The sequence below is a fragment of the Paenibacillus sp. OV219 genome (assembly GCF_900110075.1).
In the GTDB taxonomy this organism is placed as follows: domain Bacteria; phylum Bacillota; class Bacilli; order Paenibacillales; family Paenibacillaceae; genus Paenibacillus_Z.
Genome location: NZ_FOCJ01000006.1, coordinates 17,473 through 32,732 on the forward strand (window position 1 = coordinate 17,473; position 15,260 = coordinate 32,732).

At 50.9% G+C, this 15,260-nt stretch carries 13 protein-coding genes; 8 read left to right on the forward strand and 5 right to left on the reverse strand.

Annotated elements, in window-relative coordinates; translation table 11 throughout:
* Positions 1-60 precede the first annotated feature (60 nt).
* Both BMY11_RS29095 and BMY11_RS15810 read right to left on the reverse strand, forming a co-directional pair.
* The gene (locus BMY11_RS29095) at positions 61-1,494 is read right to left on the reverse strand and encodes an RICIN domain-containing protein (protein ID WP_256217538.1); all 1,434 of its coding nucleotides are present in this window, start codon (positions 1,492-1,494) and stop codon (positions 61-63) included.
* Positions 1,495-1,693: 199 nt separating this feature from the next.
* The gene (locus BMY11_RS15810; protein ID WP_256217539.1) at positions 1,694-2,098 is read right to left on the reverse strand and encodes a c-type cytochrome; all 405 of its coding nucleotides are present in this window, start codon (positions 2,096-2,098) and stop codon (positions 1,694-1,696) included.
* A gap of 167 nt (positions 2,099-2,265) precedes the next feature.
* Here BMY11_RS15810 and tatC point away from each other — a divergent pair, with 167 nt between their 5' ends.
* Positions 2,266-3,018, forward strand: a complete 753-nt coding sequence (gene tatC / locus BMY11_RS15815) for a twin-arginine translocase subunit TatC (RefSeq protein WP_090577945.1) — start codon at positions 2,266-2,268, stop codon at positions 3,016-3,018.
* 28 nt (positions 3,019-3,046) lie between these two features.
* On the forward strand, positions 3,047-3,259 hold the full coding sequence (tatA, locus tag BMY11_RS15820; protein ID WP_090577948.1) for a twin-arginine translocase TatA/TatE family subunit: 213 nt from the start codon (positions 3,047-3,049) through the stop codon (positions 3,257-3,259).
* 778 nt (positions 3,260-4,037) lie between these two features.
* On the opposite strand, the gene BMY11_RS15825 is transcribed toward tatA, so the two are convergent.
* Positions 4,038-5,753, reverse strand: coding sequence for a GMC family oxidoreductase (locus BMY11_RS15825; RefSeq protein ID WP_090577951.1), 1,716 nt, complete (start codon positions 5,751-5,753; stop codon positions 4,038-4,040).
* Positions 5,754-5,771: 18 nt separating this feature from the next.
* Positions 5,772-6,617, reverse strand: a complete 846-nt coding sequence (locus BMY11_RS15830; RefSeq protein ID WP_371262848.1) for a gluconate 2-dehydrogenase subunit 3 family protein — start codon at positions 6,615-6,617, stop codon at positions 5,772-5,774.
* Between the two features lie 130 nt (positions 6,618-6,747).
* Between BMY11_RS15830 and BMY11_RS15835 the strand changes: the two genes are divergently transcribed.
* The 4 genes from BMY11_RS15835 to BMY11_RS15850 all read left to right on the forward strand — a co-directional run bounded on the left by BMY11_RS15835 (position 6,748) and on the right by BMY11_RS15850 (position 11,229).
* Complete coding sequence (locus BMY11_RS15835) at positions 6,748-7,437, forward strand: hypothetical protein (RefSeq protein WP_090577957.1); 690 nt, start codon at positions 6,748-6,750, stop codon at positions 7,435-7,437.
* 216 nt (positions 7,438-7,653) lie between these two features.
* A complete protein-coding gene (locus BMY11_RS15840; RefSeq protein ID WP_090577960.1) occupies positions 7,654-8,910 on the forward strand; it encodes an ATP-binding protein in 1,257 nt (418 codons plus the stop codon).
* Between the two features lie 142 nt (positions 8,911-9,052).
* Positions 9,053-10,117: a Gfo/Idh/MocA family protein gene (locus BMY11_RS15845; protein ID WP_090577963.1), complete on the forward strand. Its 1,065-nt coding sequence runs from the start codon at positions 9,053-9,055 to the stop codon at positions 10,115-10,117.
* 41 nt (positions 10,118-10,158) lie between these two features.
* A complete protein-coding gene (locus BMY11_RS15850; RefSeq protein ID WP_090577966.1) occupies positions 10,159-11,229 on the forward strand; it encodes a Gfo/Idh/MocA family protein in 1,071 nt (356 codons plus the stop codon).
* 98 nt (positions 11,230-11,327) lie between these two features.
* On the opposite strand, the gene BMY11_RS15855 is transcribed toward BMY11_RS15850, so the two are convergent.
* A complete protein-coding gene (locus BMY11_RS15855; protein ID WP_090577969.1) occupies positions 11,328-11,858 on the reverse strand; it encodes a DUF4259 domain-containing protein in 531 nt (176 codons plus the stop codon).
* A gap of 193 nt (positions 11,859-12,051) precedes the next feature.
* Between BMY11_RS15855 and BMY11_RS15860 the strand changes: the two genes are divergently transcribed.
* Both BMY11_RS15860 and BMY11_RS15865 read left to right on the forward strand, forming a co-directional pair.
* Positions 12,052-13,026: an aldo/keto reductase gene (locus BMY11_RS15860; protein WP_177182672.1), complete on the forward strand. Its 975-nt coding sequence runs from the start codon at positions 12,052-12,054 to the stop codon at positions 13,024-13,026.
* A gap of 470 nt (positions 13,027-13,496) precedes the next feature.
* Positions 13,497-15,170 (forward strand): DUF4091 domain-containing protein, encoded by a 1,674-nt coding sequence (locus BMY11_RS15865; protein WP_090577975.1) that lies wholly within the window; start codon positions 13,497-13,499, stop codon positions 15,168-15,170.
* Positions 15,171-15,260 lie beyond the last annotated feature (90 nt).

Below are 15,260 nucleotides of genomic sequence, written 5' to 3' on the forward strand. Positions count from 1 at the left end.
AGTGCGCACCTTTGCTGTATCGCAGAGGTGCGCATTTTAAGTACGATTACCATAAATAATTTACTGCTTAATCAACAGCCACTTTTGCGCACCGGAGTTGTTATCCGTATAGATTTGCACGTTCGTACCGTTCGTTGTGCCGGAGTTCGATACATCAAGTGCCTTGCCGCTGTTCGGGTTGATGAGCTTCATCGTACCGTCTGTGTTGGCGGTTATGGTCCACTTCTGTTTGGCAGCGCCGCTTGTATACGAGTAAATCTGGACATTCGTGCCGTCAGTGGTGCCTCCATTATTGACGTCCAGCGCCTTGCCGCTATTGGGGTTGATCAACCGGTACGTGCCGTCTCCATTCGAAGTGATCGTCCATTTCTGGGCATTGGTGTTATTGTCGGTATAGATTTGTACGTTCGTACCGTCGGTCGTTCCGGAATTCAACACGTCGAGCGCCTTACCGCTATTGATGTTGACGAGTTGATACGTGCTGCCCGAGACAACGCTTGTGCTCGGTAGATAGAACCAGTAGATCAATTCACCGCTTTCACCCGGACCCGCATTCTCCGATGGAACGAATATCGAAACGACAATTGCCGCGCGACCGTTCATTGTAACATTGGCGAATTTCGGGTTGGCGAAATTAAGTGTGCTATTCGGCGTATTGATGTTAAGCTGCTCGGCATTGCCTGTTTGATAATCGTAGATAAACGTTCGGAACGAGCCGAAATCGCCGTTCGTAAATTGCCCCTCAATGAGTCCATAATTGTAGCTGCCATAACTGAGCATATCCCGTCCGCCGATGTTGCCTTGTACCCCCCAATAGAGAAGGGCGTTGTCGAAGTTCGTTTGGGCACTGCTGCTCCAGGAGTTAAAGTTCGTCACCGTGCCCCGTGCCTGGCGATCTACCGTGCAGTTGGAATAAAAGTGGAAGCCAATATCGACAGTTGTGCTGCTGGCTGAATAAATATTTGGCGTTCCTTCTGCGCAGGTGGAGAGCTGGCGAGGAGGGTCATATGATTTGGCATAAGTTCCATTAGACAAATTCGTCCAGCTGCTATAGTAGCGTACGCGCAAATGATTATTGGGCTCCTGCTCCCATGCAACAACGAAGCCTCCGTCTAAAGCGACGGCAATGGTCGGCTGAGTGGCGTTGGAGCCCGAAGCGCCAGCCAAGCTTTTGACGAACGTCCAGTTTAGCAAATCTGTCGAGGTGGCGAGATTGACGCGTGCGACACCGGATGTGTCATACGTATGATAGACGGCGATAAACGAACCGGATACGGACGGGTTTGCGATAATTTTGGCCGTGTCCATTTTGTTGCCGGTGCTGTCGGTTGCGTTATAACGTACGCCATCCGCTCCAGTAACGTTTTGCAGCAGAACTTTCAACTCTGCTCGTTTCGAGTCGGACGGGGCGGCAAAAACGTAAGCGCTTACAAGAGAGAGGGAGAGAATCGTGATGAGCATGACTGCAATCGCTGATTTCCATTTCCTTTTCATGTGGATGACCTCTTTCTGTATGAAGAGTATATTCAATATAAATTATACTGCAGTAGGGATAAAAAATGTCAAAAAATGTTTGAGGTAAGTTGCGTGAAATTACAGGTTAACGTGGTTTACAATAAAAAAATGCCCCGTAAGGTCCATCGACCATGCAGGGCATTTGCATTTGTTTTTACTCTACTTCTGCTTGCGCTTCTTACTGTTTCGTCTTCAGCCAGCCGGCTAGATTAGTGATTTCATCATCGGTTAGCTGTCCCTGGAAAGCAGGCATACCGCCGCCACCTTGATGGATGCGGGTCGAGATTTCATCTACCGATAACCGGCCGCCAACCTTTTGCAAGTTAGGACCCATGCCGCCAGACAAGTCCGCTGCATGACAGCTGACGCAGTTGCTTTTGAAAACCGTTTCGGCAGCGGCTGTATCGACGGTACCGGCTCCGGCATTATTGTTCGTACTCGGCGTATTCGTTGAAGTATTGCTGCCGTTATTTGTGCCCGTATTATTGCTGTTGTCGTTCTTGTTCCCACCACAAGCGCTAATTGACAAGGCGATTGTTAGCCCCGTAGCAGCAACCATCAACCATTTGGATTTGCCCATCATCTTAAGTGCACCTCATTCTTTGTATTATTTGTCATACGTTTCCCTCATTCCTCGCACCGTATGCGGGCATTGACCACGTTTATACGCATAACGCTACCCAAGATGGACAATCTAAACATGGGACTTGAAAAATATAACAGGCGAAGCCGGAATCGAGGTGAGCGCTACTGGACATTAACGAAGATGTCGTTAGGCATTTGACGGAGCTAAGGCGAAGATTGCTAATTGTATCTGCCTGCTTCCTCGTGTCCATGTGCGGCGGCCTATATTTGTCGCCCCGCATTTTGAAGTACATTAAATCGAGCTCGACTGCAGCATCCGTCGAGTGGAACGTGTTCTCATTCACAGATGGCTTGTTCATCTACCTGAGATGCGCATTTTTGCTGGCTATGCTTTGTACGCTGCCGATCCTTCTTTATCAGACCTGGGCGTTCGTAAGACCGGGCCTGACGCTCAAGGAGGCGAAGGGGACGCTTGCTTATGTGCCGTTCTCGTTCCTCTTGTTTCTTGGCGGCATATCGTTCAGCTATTTCCTCGTGTTCCCGATGATGCTCCGCTTCATGATGCAGATGAACCAGACGATCGGAGCGACGGAAACGTATGGGATTGATAAGTATTTTGTCTTTCTATTCAGCGTTGTCTTCCCGCTTGGTATTGCGTTCGAGATGCCGCTTGTCATGCTGTTCCTGACAAGACTGGGCTTACTTACTCCGGAGAGGCTGAGAACTTCACGCAAATATGCGTATGTTGGCTTGGCCATAGTCGGCGCCAGTATATCACCGCCGGACTTTGTTTCGCATCTGTCCGTGACGGTACCGCTGTTGTTGCTGTTTGAGATCAGCGCGTTTCTGTCGAACCGGTTTGCACGGCGGCATGCAGCTGCTCCAGCGTATCCATATCCAGATCCAGGTCCCGCGTAAATAGACGGTTTGCAAAAGGAGAATACACATGTTCAATAACATCGGTGTTTCAGGGTTACTCATTATTTTGCTAATTGCGCTCATTGTATTCGGGCCAGCCAAGCTGCCGATGCTGGGCCGCGCTTTCGGCGACACATTGCGTGAATTCCGCAGCTCGACACGAGGAATTGTGGAGGAAGACACGATTACTGCGGCTCCGACTGACCAGCTAGAGAAAAAAGATTCCCAGAAGCTGCTGTAGCAGGCGGATGAGAGGAAACACAACACAAATTCGAACAACATCGAGAAGGGGCCTTATCCTTAAGTGGATAAGGCTTTTTTTGTTAGACGGGGAAATTGCGAGTAGAGCGAAAGAAGCTGGTGTGGTGGACTACATTGACTAAAGAGAGTCCCCAGGGTCACTACATTGGCGAGATATCTACGAGAAAGGCGCAAGAGAGTCCTCCAGGGTACTACATTATGAAGGGAATCCGGGAGTTTGAGCTAAAGAGAGGTACTACGTACCCCACATAGGAGGGAATCCGGGAGTTTGAGCTAAAGAGAGGTACTACGTACCCCACATAGGAGGGAATCCGGGAGTTTGAGCTAAAGAGAGGTACTACGTACCCCACATAGGAGGGAATCCGGGAGTTTGAGCTAAAGAGAGGTACTACGTACCCCACATAGGAGGGAATCCGGGAGTTTGAGCTAAAGAGAGGTACTACGTACCCCACATAGGAGGAAATCCAGGAGTTTGAGCAAAAGAGGGTATTACGTACCCCACATAGGAGGAAATCCGGGAGTTTGAGCTAAAGAGGGGTACTACGTACCCCACATCGGTAAGCAATCCGCAGTATTAAATCAGACACAGAGAACAGTCCTGCGGACTCTCAAGGGCAAGCTGAAGGGCCTTATCCAATTGCGAGTAAGGCCCTTCTCTTTCTCCAGTCGTTTGTCATTCGTATGTTATTCGTTTGTCATTCGCTTGCCATTCATTTTCCATTTCTTTAACTGTACTTTCTCCAACTGATGCAGTCCGCTCAAACGAGCAAGCCCCCATTTTTCCGATAGCTCAGAATGCCTTCAGCTGTCCGATAAGCGAGCGCGCCGACCGTGTCGGTCGGGTTGTAGCCGGCATTCTGTGGGAAGGAGCTTGCACCGATGACGAACACGTTGTCCGCATCCCACATCTGGCTGTAATTGTTGACCGCCGAATCTCCCGAATCTGCGCCCATAATAACCCCGCCGGTATTGTGAGTCGACTGGTACGTCATGATCTCATACGGACCTAATTCCTTCAAATAGTCGACGTGGTCCGCGCCCATTTCCTTCATAATACCCGAACATTTGAGCGCCAGAAACTTCGCCAGCTCGCGATCCTGATCTTCGAAATCGAACGTAATCCGGATAAGAGGATCGCCGAATGCATCTTTAAAGGTCGGATCAAGATCCAAGAAATGATGCTTGAAGGACATCGAAGAGCCTTGCGCGCCGATACTGAGCGTGCGGTTGGCATATTTCAAAGAATTCGTCTTAAATTCCTTGCCCCACGTAGCTGTACCCGATGGAACCGGGTTGTTCTGGATCGGCCTCGCTCCCGATTGAGTAAGCGTAATGACGCCGCCGTGGATAAAATTCAGACTGCTGTGGTCGAAGTTATCGCCGTTATAGTCGTCGACCGATACACCAAGCGCGCCGGCGCCAGCGTATGTATTAAACTGCTCCTTCTCGAAAAAGCCAGCCGCGCTTCCCTTGATAACCTGATACGCGTAGTTTTTGCCGATAGCGCCTTTGCCTGTGGAAGGGTCGTAAGGCTTGCCAAGTCCAGAGAGCAAGAGCAGTCGTGTATTGTTGAACACATAGCTCGCTGCAACAACAATATCGGCAGGCTGGAAAATTTCTTCGCCTGTCGTCACGTCGATATACATGACTCCGGTCGCTTTGCCGCCTTTATGTATGATCCGCCTCACATCGGAATGGCTGCGAATTTCGAATTTGCCAGTTTTGTTCGCAACAGGGATGACCGTTACGACCGGATCGGCCTTCGCTCCGTATTCACAACCGAACCGTTCGCAGTAGCCGCAATATTGGCAGGCGACCCTGGCAATGCCATCGGGATTCGTATAGTTCTCCGACAGGTTGGCAGAGGGCATCGGATAAGGGTGCAGCTTGAGGCGCGTCGTGGCATCGGTGAACTTCTGAAGCGATGGCGACTGCTTCATTGGAGGCGTCGGATATGGATTGCTGCGCTTGCCGCCGAGCGGATTAGGCGCTCCGGATATTCCTGCCGTCTTCTCGAACTTGTCGTAATATGGCTCCAGCTCGTCGTACGTAATGCCCCAGTCCTGAATGGACATGCCGGCTGGAAGCTTGTTCTTGCCATATCTCTCAATTGTCTTACTGCGAATCTGAAAATCATACGGCAGGAAGCGGTACGTATGCCCGTTCCAGTGGACGCCTGACCCGCCAAGCCCAGTGCCAAGCAGGAAGGAGCCGTATGAGCGCATCGGCAGGGCACGAACTTTCTCATTGCTGCGGAAGGTGATCGTTTCCTTGGACAAGTCCTGGAACAATTCGTAGCGCAGCGCATAACGCAGCTCATCATGGACCATGAAATAATCCTCGGTTTTGCGTTCCTTCCCGCGCTCAAGGCCTACGACGTTAAGCCCGGCCTTCGTTAGCTCAGCTGCAATAATGCCGCCTGACCAGCCGACGCCGGCAATGACGACATCTGTTTTCGGTAATGTTTTTGCCATAGCTGTCTCCTTTGCTGACTAATGAGCGGCGAGATGATCCTGCAGGCTGCTCGGCTCTAGCTTGCTATATCCTTTATCAATTGCTGCTGCGTAGCTCATTTGATTGCCCGGATAACCACGCATCCGCCAACCGCCCATATTGATATTGCCGCCATAAAGCGGATCACTGTATGCGCCTTCGAGCGTGTTGGAACGAAGCGTCTTAAAGAAACTACTAGCCGAAATCGTGGTCAGCTTGGCCGTGTCGGACTCGAAGTCCTTCAGCACAGCGTCCATTTCCTCAGGTGCAAGGGAAGCGAACCCCTTCTGGTACTTGGTGTTGCTGTAGTTGTCGAGCTCCCGAAGGCCGATCTCATAGATTTCACGCCGCTTCAGCCGGCCTTGATAGCCCTGCTCCTTCTCCCCGGAATAGAAAGGGGGGCTCATGTAATCGCGAGAGTTGAAGCCGTAGTCGCCGGCTAGCTGGTGGTCGATGAAGAACGCAATGCCAAGGCTTTTGGCGCCAGGGCCGCTGTCATCCTCCGGAAAGATGCGCTCTGCAGCGTTTTCGACGATGCGGAACTGCTCCTGTGTAAAGAACATCAAAGCTCGGTTATAGTTGCGTGCTTCCTCTGTGGCACCGCCTGTGCTCGTCGATGGAGTATTGGCGGTCGCATTATTGTTGTTGCTTGTGTCTTCTTTCTTGCCGCAGCCGATGAGCGAGCCTAACGCACCGCCAATAACGAGAGTGCCAATCGTGTAGCCGGTCGTTTTCAAAAATTTACGGCGTGAATTGCTGTGGATCGTTTCCTCGAGATCGAGCGGTTCAGTGGGTACGGGGTCCCGTGACTGTTCGGACAGGTTTTCTTGATCGGTTTGAGTCAACTCTTGTCCCTCCTGAAATGTAATTCTTGAGCGTAAGGTTATTATTTTCCAAGTGAGCATGAATATTCATTTCGCTAGCTAGGATATGCTAAACACAACAACGAGTCTCAAGCAGGGAGGAATATGATTCATGAAAAGGATGACGATGATGGCATCAGCAGCAGGAGTGCTGTTGCTTCTTGGTGGCTGCGCCAGTACAAATACAGAGGTGAAACAGCAGGGGACTCATGCGGAGCATATGCTCCACGAAGCGGCGGTTAAGAATCCTTATGTGATCCCTTCCGCAAATGGTGTGAAGACGATGACAACGAATCGCAGCGGAAGTACGACAAACGGCATGGGCACGACGGTATACAGCATGATCGGCAGCTCGGGGCTGCATTCCTCCGGATTCTCTGCGCATCTGGAATCGAGGCTGAGCGGCGTCGGCATCTCGGATGTGCGCGTATTTGTTTTTGATGATACGGTAGTGCTTGCAACTGACAAGAGGGTTCCGAACGCTTCCAGGTACGATGACGTGCAGATGAAGCTGCTCAGCCCGAATGAGGGGATTTCAGGAAATGGTTCTACTCCCGGTCATGGACTTGGTGGAATGGCGGGAACGGATACGTCAAGCCATGATAATCTGACGCTTGCAGCCGACAAAATTCAGGATTTTATGGGCGGCGGGAAAGTTAAAGTGCTGACGGTGGAGAGTGCTAAGGCGGTTCAAACGATTGAGCAAATCCGTGCGGATGCCACAGCGGACAAGCTGTCTCCGGCGAAGATTGCTGGTGAGCTTCAAACGCTTCTACAGATTGTTGAGAGACAGGGACATTAACAGGTTTAAGATGACTGGAAGTCCGCGTACACCGCGGGCTTTTTTCTATGTGCCTGCCTTAGCACTAAGCTAATATAGCGTTCATCCAATCGGCAGTACGCGGCTGGTGAGGAGCAATATCCTTACATGGATAAGAAACAGGAATTAATTTACAAGAGGAGAAATCGTTGGGTGAAGCGAATACAAGGGTAAACTTCCTCAAGGGTGGAGAACCAATTGGCAGAAATCATGCAAAGCATCATGGGTAACTTTATGTTTATTTGTATTCCATCCATTCTCTATTTTGTATTCTGGACGAAGTATGGTGAGAGAACGGGAAAAGTGCAGAAGACCGTACTCTTCATCTTTCTAAGCATAACCTTAGTGCTGTGCATGACGTTCCCTTATCATTTTGGCGGACGGTATATGCTGGACTTTCGACTTATTCCGCTCGTACTGGGCATCCTGTATGGCGGTCCATGGGTCGGGGGAGCGCTTCTTGCAATTTTGACAGCATACCGCTGCATGATCGGCTTGAATGATGGCACATTCTTCGCTGTGACGACGGCTGCAATAACCTACACCAGTCTCGTCGTTATCTCAAGTAAAGTACGCTTAAACAATCGCAAAAAACGGTTTTTAGCGCTTGTTGTCTCTGCTTTATTGTTTCCCATCTCCTTGAAAGTAATATGGCTGAGCCTACACTTGGTCAACCTGAGTGAAGCTCTGCATCTCTCCGTATTTAAAATCATTGAATTCACTGCGATATGGGTAACGGTATATCTCGTGGAGTTAGTTAGCAGCCAACTCCGCATTCAAATGGAGCTGCAAGAGATTGAGAAAATGAGAGTCATCAGCCAAATTGCAGCTAGTGTATCGCACGAGATCAGAAATCCGTTAACGACCGTGAAGGGATTATTGCAATTATTCAGAGAGAGGGAGCTTCCCGCGGAAAAGCGGGAGAACCTAACCGAGGTTGCGCTGCACGAGCTGAGCACTGCGATCAACATCATTTCGGATTATCTCACTTTCGCCAAACCTCAAATCGCCAAAATGACGCCGCTCGATCTCGAAGTAGAGCTACAGCAGGTTATGAGTGTATTGACGCCATATGCGAACATGCAGCAGGTGACTTTAACGGTTGCGATCGACTCTAATCAGCCAATTCTCGGCGATAGCCAGCAATTCCGTCAGAGCATCATCAACCTGGTCAAGAATTGTATCGAAGCTTCTTCAAATGGAAGTGTGCATATCGCCGTTCTAGTGAACAGGGAAACAGTTATCATGCGAATTCAGGATACGGGCTGCGGCATGACGGAGGATCAGATTCAGCGTCTCGGCTCACCATACTACTCCACGAAGGAGAAAGGCACCGGTCTTGGTACGATGGTCGCCTTTAGTATTATTCGGGCGATGAATGGTTCCATCCATGTGGAGAGCGTAGTGGATAAGGGGAGCTTATTTACGATTTCGTTCCCGATTGCGACAGGATAGTTAGAACGATCAACTTCTAGGTTCCGATTGCTTTAGGGCGAACGGAGCCTATTTCTCATAGTTTGCTGTTTACGCAGCTCTTGTGGTGGTTTATGTTAATGGTGTTGGGAACATCATCCAAAATATTGTGAGGTGGAATTCTATGAGCAAGTTAACGGCAGCCGTCGTCGGCGGTGGAGTTGGCGGGCAGCTGAGCATGGATGCATTGCAACAATCGGAACTTTACGAACTGGTCGCGGCCGCGGATCTTCGCCCGGAGGTTTGCGAGCAGCTGAAGCTGAAGTTTCCTGCTATTCGTACATACAAGAGTCATACGGAGATGTTTGAGGATTGCCCAACTGACGTTGTCTGTGTTAGCACATTCCCGCCTTCTCACGAAGCTGTTACGCTGGATGCGCTTACTGCACTTCCACAGCTCAAAGGTATTTTGGTGGAGAAGCCGCTCGGGGATACGGTCGTGTCCGGCAGGCGGATTCTCGAGGGAATTATGAAGCGGAGCTTACCGATGGTTGTGCCGCACGGACTTCTGGTGAATGCTACGCCACTCGAAATTATTTCTAAGGTGCAGCGCGGAGAGATTGGCGAGCTCACGCTAGTCGAGATTCAGAACAAGTACTGGGACATCATTAACGCGGGTATCCATTGGCTTAATTTCTTCGTGACGTTAACGGGCAATGAGGCGATGGACTCCGTCATGTGCATCTGTGAATCGAGCACACGCACCTATCGCGACGGGATGCAGGTGGAGACGACGGCGGTTACGTACGGTCAGACGAAGAGCGGTGTTCGCGTTGTTATGAATACCGGAGATGACGTATTCGTTAATCGTGAAGGCAAAGACACGCTGTTCCGCTTAATCGGCACGAAGGGGCAGATCGAGTTCTGGGGCTGGGAGAGCGGGTACCTGATTCAGAACGTGGAGTATCCGGGGGGACAGCTTATCGTTCCTGAGGAGCTGCCCGAGACCGGACACTTGGCACATTTAAACAACATGGCTCGTATGATTGCATCCGGTGAGCGGGACTACTCCATTCCAGAAAGCTCGTTGCTTGCGCTTGAAATTGTCGAAGGCGCTTACATTTCGAGCCGCACGCGCAGCAAGGTGACGTTCCCGGTCGACAGCTTTGAAGCGCCAGTTGAGCCGGATTGGAATCCGGGTGTGGCGTACAGCGGCGGCGGCGGACGCGACGGCAGGAAGCTAATTTAGGCTAGGAAGATCGAGAACGATATGGAGATGGAGGAGAAACAATGAGTCGAATTCGATTTGGTATCGTGGGCAGCGGCTGGCGGACAGACTTCTATTTGCGGATTGCCAAGGCGCTCCCGGAACGCTTCGAAGTGAGCGGTGTTGTCGTGCGGAATGAGGAGAAAGCGAGGAAGCTGGCAGAGGATTGGCAGGTACCGGTCTATCGCAGCATCGCCTCGCTGGTGGAGGATGGCAAGCCGGCCTTTGTCGTTACAAGTGTGCCGTGGGATGCGAACCCGGGCGTCATTGAGGAGCTCGCAAGGATCGGCATGCCGGTCCTGTCCGAGACGCCTCCGGCACCGGACTTGAACGCTCTGAGCCAGCTGAACGAGAAGCTCGGCCATGCCCGCATTCAAGTGGCGGAGCAGTATGCGTTCCAGCCGATTCATGCGGCGCGCATCGCCATTGCCCGGTCAGGCAAGCTTGGCACCGTGACGCAAGCACAAGTATCTGCCGCGCATGGCTATCATGGCATCAGCCTGCTTCGCAAGCTGCTCGGCGTCACCTCTGAGAATGCGCGTATTCAGGCGTACCGATTCGCAGCTCCACTTGTGAATGGTCCCGGCAGAGACGGCGCTCCGAATCAGGAAGTGCTGAAGGAGTCCGAGCAGATGATTGTTTCGCTTGATTTTGAAGGGAAGCTAGCGGTGTATGATTTTACTGGTGATCAGTACTTCTCGTGGATTCGTTCCCCGCGTGTACTCGTTCGCGGCGAACGCGGCGAGATCAACAATCGGGAAGTTCGTTATTTGAAGGATTATTCGACGCCTGTTGAGCTGGAGCTGCGCCGATTGAATGCAGGGGAAGACGGCAATTTGGAGGGCTTCTACCATAAGGGGATTATCGCTGGTGAGGAGTGGGTATACCGCAATCCATTCGTGCCGGGAAGGCTCAGCGACGATGAGATTGCCATTGCAACATGCCTCGCGAAGATGGCTGAATATGCGGCTGGCGGACCGGACTTCTACAGCTTGGCGGAAGCATCGCAGGATCATTACATCAGCCTCATGATGAACGAATCGCTGAGAACCGGTGAGCCGGTGCAGACGGAGACTCAAGTTTGGTGGAAATGAAAGAGGGTTCGGAATGAGTTGGGCTCTCGAATGGCAATAGAGTAGTTATGCAATCCGGGGCTGATCCCGGTCAACTGAAGTTGCCCGGGCCAGCTCTGTCACCCCACCTTAACTGAACACCGTCGTTTTAGATTAATGACCTCATTAATCCATGCTTCATAATCGCTGCTTGATTGCCATAGCTCCATTAATTCCGATTTCTCCAGAATGAAATCGATAACCTTCACAGCGTGTTGAGACAGACCTTCTAAGGTATCGATCCATTTCTCATGGTTAGATAGTGCCTTCCACGAAGCCCGCTCAGCTTCCGTTAATACCCCGTTTAAGAGATCCGTATTTAGAGAGACTAAGCCTCTATCATATTTTTTCTTTTTTAACCACTTCAGAAGATCAGTGGATAGTTCCTCAGATGTAGATGGACTTCCCATTAAAGCGGCGACTATTTCAGCTGACGCAATCGCTTCGGATGATAGATCATTATCAATAAGTGCCTCTTCGTTACGGTTACGCTCCAGGTAAACCTCCAAAAGCTTAATAAGTACCATCCTTAGCCTTTTCTCATCCTCAAATTCTGAAAGCCAATCTAATGCAGCATCATTTTCGAATGATTTTACTCCCCATGCTCCCATAATCGCAGCTCCTACTAAAATGTTCTATTATGCCTATTATGTATGTAAGGTTGCACTGTTGACAATTGACTATTCTGGAAAAAGAGACTCCCCTACTAAACTCAAGTTTACCAGCTACCTTCAAAGTGCGTACTTCTCAAAGCTAGCGCTTTCACGTATGATTCGAACTAGATTGTGATGTGAAAGGATGATAATGATGGAGTATCGTGTACTTGGACGTTCTGGATTGAAGGTTAGCGAAGTAAGCTTGGGCTGTTGGGCAATTGGCGGTCCTTCTTGGCGTGATGGCAATCCGGTTGGATGGACAGGCAATAATGATGAGGAATCAATCGCCGGGCTTCGGCGTGCATTTGAACTCGGGATTAACCATCTGGACACAGCGGACGTATATGGGGACGGGCATTCGGAGCGGGTAATTGGCAAGTTTCTGAAAGAAGTGCCGCGTGATCAAGTGGTCATCGCTACCAAAGTCGGCTGGTTCAAGGGCACTGCGCCGAATGCGATGCAGCCGATCCATATCCGCCACCAGTTGGAGCAGTCGCTAATGAATCTGGGCACAGATTACTTGGATCTGCATTATTTTCATAATACGAATTTCGGGCCGGATGATCTCTACCTTGAAGAAGCGGCAGACACGATGCGCCAATTGCAGCAAGAAGGCAAGGTGCGCGTCATCGGCCAATCCGGCTATAGCTATAGAGATCTCATGCGCGTAAGTCCGGTTACGCGTCCGGACGTACTGCAATTCCATTACAACGCCTTCGGCAACGAGTTCGATAAGCCAGAGACGAATCTGTTCAAGTGGGCGGATGAGAATAACGTCGGCATGGTGCTGTTCGGGCCGCTTGCGCAGGGCTTGCTGCTTGATAAGTTCGATCCGGAGAATCCGCCGCAATTCGGCGAAGGCGACATTCGCGCAGAGAACAGCGGATTTACGAAGGATGGCCTGCTTGCACTTCGCAGCAAGCTGCAGCCGATCAAAGAGCGTTTCGGAGCAGACACGCAGGATCTCATTCGGGTTATGCTTCAATTCGCGCTGGCGCAATCGCCGAATGCCTGTGTCATTCCAGGCTTCAAGAACGCCCGCCAAGTGGAATCGAACGCAGCGGGAGCGGGCAAGCCGCTGACGCAGGAAGATGTAGCATTTATTAGAGAAGCGCTGCGCTAGTGCAGTTAGCAGCAGGCGAAACGATAACCGGTACTAACGAGCGCTAACGGACTACAGAAGCTTTATTTGGTGCAAATAGATCGTTCTGGCGATGTAACGGATCAGAGAGAGGTTATTCCGATGAAACAGCTTTTTTTGGCTGCAAAAATGGGGAATAGCGCCGCTGAGGTCCGTTAGCATTTGGCAAGCGACGAGAGGCATTCGAAGGTTAGTCATGGCAGGTATACCCTATGGTCAAACTGCCCCGAAAGGGCAGTTTTTTTGTTGTACACATACAGAGATTGGAGTGCTATGATGAATTTGAGAAACGATTTCTTGAACTGCAAAAAAGGAGTTTCGTGTGGATTATGCAAAGCTAAGCAAGGAAGTTTCACGGCGTTGTCTTCTATCATGGCAACCATACGATCTGGCTTGCCGATCGCATTCCTGCTACTTATATTTCTCTAAAATGAAGGGAGTACGTCGAACCGATGACAACTACAATTCCAGCATTTGAACTACGTACGATCAGCTCACTCGCCAAAGTGTTTGCCGATGAGGAGCTCAGTGCGCCGCCGCATCAACAAGCGTCTGCACTTGCGAACGAAACATTTGCTTTCCAAGTGGCATATCGCTCGAAGCATCTGCTCAAGGGGATCCAGGTGAAGGTCAGCAGCACGCTCAGCGACGTCATCTCCATTCGATCCGTAGGCCTCGTTCCTTCGGAGCTTCCCGTTTACGAGGATCATGACGAGCACGTCTTACGCGCTGTGCCGGGGCTATTCCCCGATCCATTATTCGAAGTGGACACGAAGGCTGGCATCATTGCATTTCCAAGCCAATGGCGGGCAATCTGGGTCACTGTGGATCTGGGCCAAAAGCAATCTGTAGCCGGTAGCCATACAATTGAGCTCGCGTTCGAGACAGAACGGGGAGAACTGCTTGGATCAGCGGCGTTTGAACTTGACGTGCTTACTGCCGCTCTGCCTAAGCAGACACTTATACATACGGAATGGTTCCACACCGATTGTCTGGCGACTCACTTTGGCGTTCCGGTTTTTAGCGAGAAGCACTGGGAAATCATTGAGAAATACGTACGCACAGCGGCGAAGCACGGCATGAACATGATTCTGACCCCCGTATTTACGCCTCCGCTCGATACGGCGGTAGGGGGCGAGCGTCCGACGGTGCAGCTGGTCGATGTGAATGCAGCTGATGACGGCACGTACCAATTCGGGTTCGAGAAGCTGGGCCGATGGGCCCAACTGTGCCGGAGACAAGGCATCGAGTACTTCGAAATTTCGCACCTGTTCACGCAGTGGGGAGCGAAGCATGCGCCGAAGATCATTGCGACCAGGTCAGACGGGCAAGAAAAGCAGATTTTCGGTTGGGATACAGATGCGTCAGGTGATGCATATCGTTCGTTCATTGCACAGTTCCTACCTGCTCTCGTCGATTGGATCAAGCAGAACAATTTGCAGCAAAGCTGCTACTTCCACATCTCCGATGAACCGTCGATTGATCATATGGAGTCGTACAGCAGCGCGAGCGGCATGGTGAGTGAGATACTGCAAGAGTTCCCGATCATTGATGCGCTCTCGGACTATGCTTTCTACGAGAAGGGACTCGTGAAGAAGCCGATCCCGGCCAACAATCACATTGAGCCGTTTATCGAGAATGGAGTCGCGGGGTTATGGACGTACTACTGCTGCGGCCAGTATAAGGAAGTGTCGAACCGGTTCTTCAGCATGCCTTCGGCGCGCAACCGGATTCTGGGCATCCAGCTCTACAAGTTTCAGATCGAAGGCTTTCTCCACTGGGGCTATAACTTCTGGTACGCGCAATACTCGACGAAGCCGATTGATCCGTTCCGGAACACAGATGCGAATTATGCTTTTGTCTCCGGCGATGCGTTCTTGGTGTATCCAAGTGAGGATGCGCCAGTCGAGTCAATTCGGCTAGAGGTGTTCTATGAGGCGCTTCAAGATTTACGTGCGCTTCAGCTGCTGGAACAGCTGTATGGCAGAGAGTATGTGCTTGCTGGCTTGGAAGAGGGGCTGGAGAAGCCGATTACGTTCAGCGAGTATCCGCGTGAAGCGGAGTGGCTGCTCACGAAGCGCGAGTGGGTGAATGTGCAAATTCAGGCGAGAATAACGGAATCATAGAGTAGGACAGCGTTTATATAGATTCTATAGAGCTACTAGGTGATGAGCCTCTGCACGCCTCCTGCGTGTGCAGGGGCTTTGTTGCTGCTT

What these genes read in the sequence shown, in the direction of transcription:
- BMY11_RS15845 (WP_090577963.1), top strand. Translation starts at nt 9,053, where the DNA reads ATGAGCAAGTTAACGGCAGCCGTCGTCGGCGGTGGAGTTGGCGGGCAG.
- BMY11_RS15865 (WP_090577975.1), top strand. Translation starts at nt 13,497, where the DNA reads ATGACAACTACAATTCCAGCATTTGAACTACGTACGATCAGCTCACTC.
- BMY11_RS15860 (WP_177182672.1), top strand. Translation starts at nt 12,052, where the DNA reads ATGATGGAGTATCGTGTACTTGGACGTTCTGGATTGAAGGTTAGCGAA.
- BMY11_RS15835 (WP_090577957.1), top strand. Translation starts at nt 6,748, where the DNA reads ATGAAAAGGATGACGATGATGGCATCAGCAGCAGGAGTGCTGTTGCTT.
- BMY11_RS15825 (WP_090577951.1), bottom strand. Translation starts at nt 5,753, where the DNA reads ATGGCAAAAACATTACCGAAAACAGATGTCGTCATTGCCGGCGTCGGC.
- BMY11_RS15810 (WP_256217539.1), bottom strand. Translation starts at nt 2,098, where the DNA reads ATGATGGGCAAATCCAAATGGTTGATGGTTGCTGCTACGGGGCTAACA.
- BMY11_RS29095 (WP_256217538.1), bottom strand. Translation starts at nt 1,494, where the DNA reads ATGAAAAGGAAATGGAAATCAGCGATTGCAGTCATGCTCATCACGATT.
- BMY11_RS15850 (WP_090577966.1), top strand. Translation starts at nt 10,159, where the DNA reads ATGAGTCGAATTCGATTTGGTATCGTGGGCAGCGGCTGGCGGACAGAC.
- tatA (WP_090577948.1), top strand. Translation starts at nt 3,047, where the DNA reads ATGTTCAATAACATCGGTGTTTCAGGGTTACTCATTATTTTGCTAATT.
- BMY11_RS15855 (WP_090577969.1), bottom strand. Translation starts at nt 11,858, where the DNA reads ATGGGAGCATGGGGAGTAAAATCATTCGAAAATGATGCTGCATTAGAT.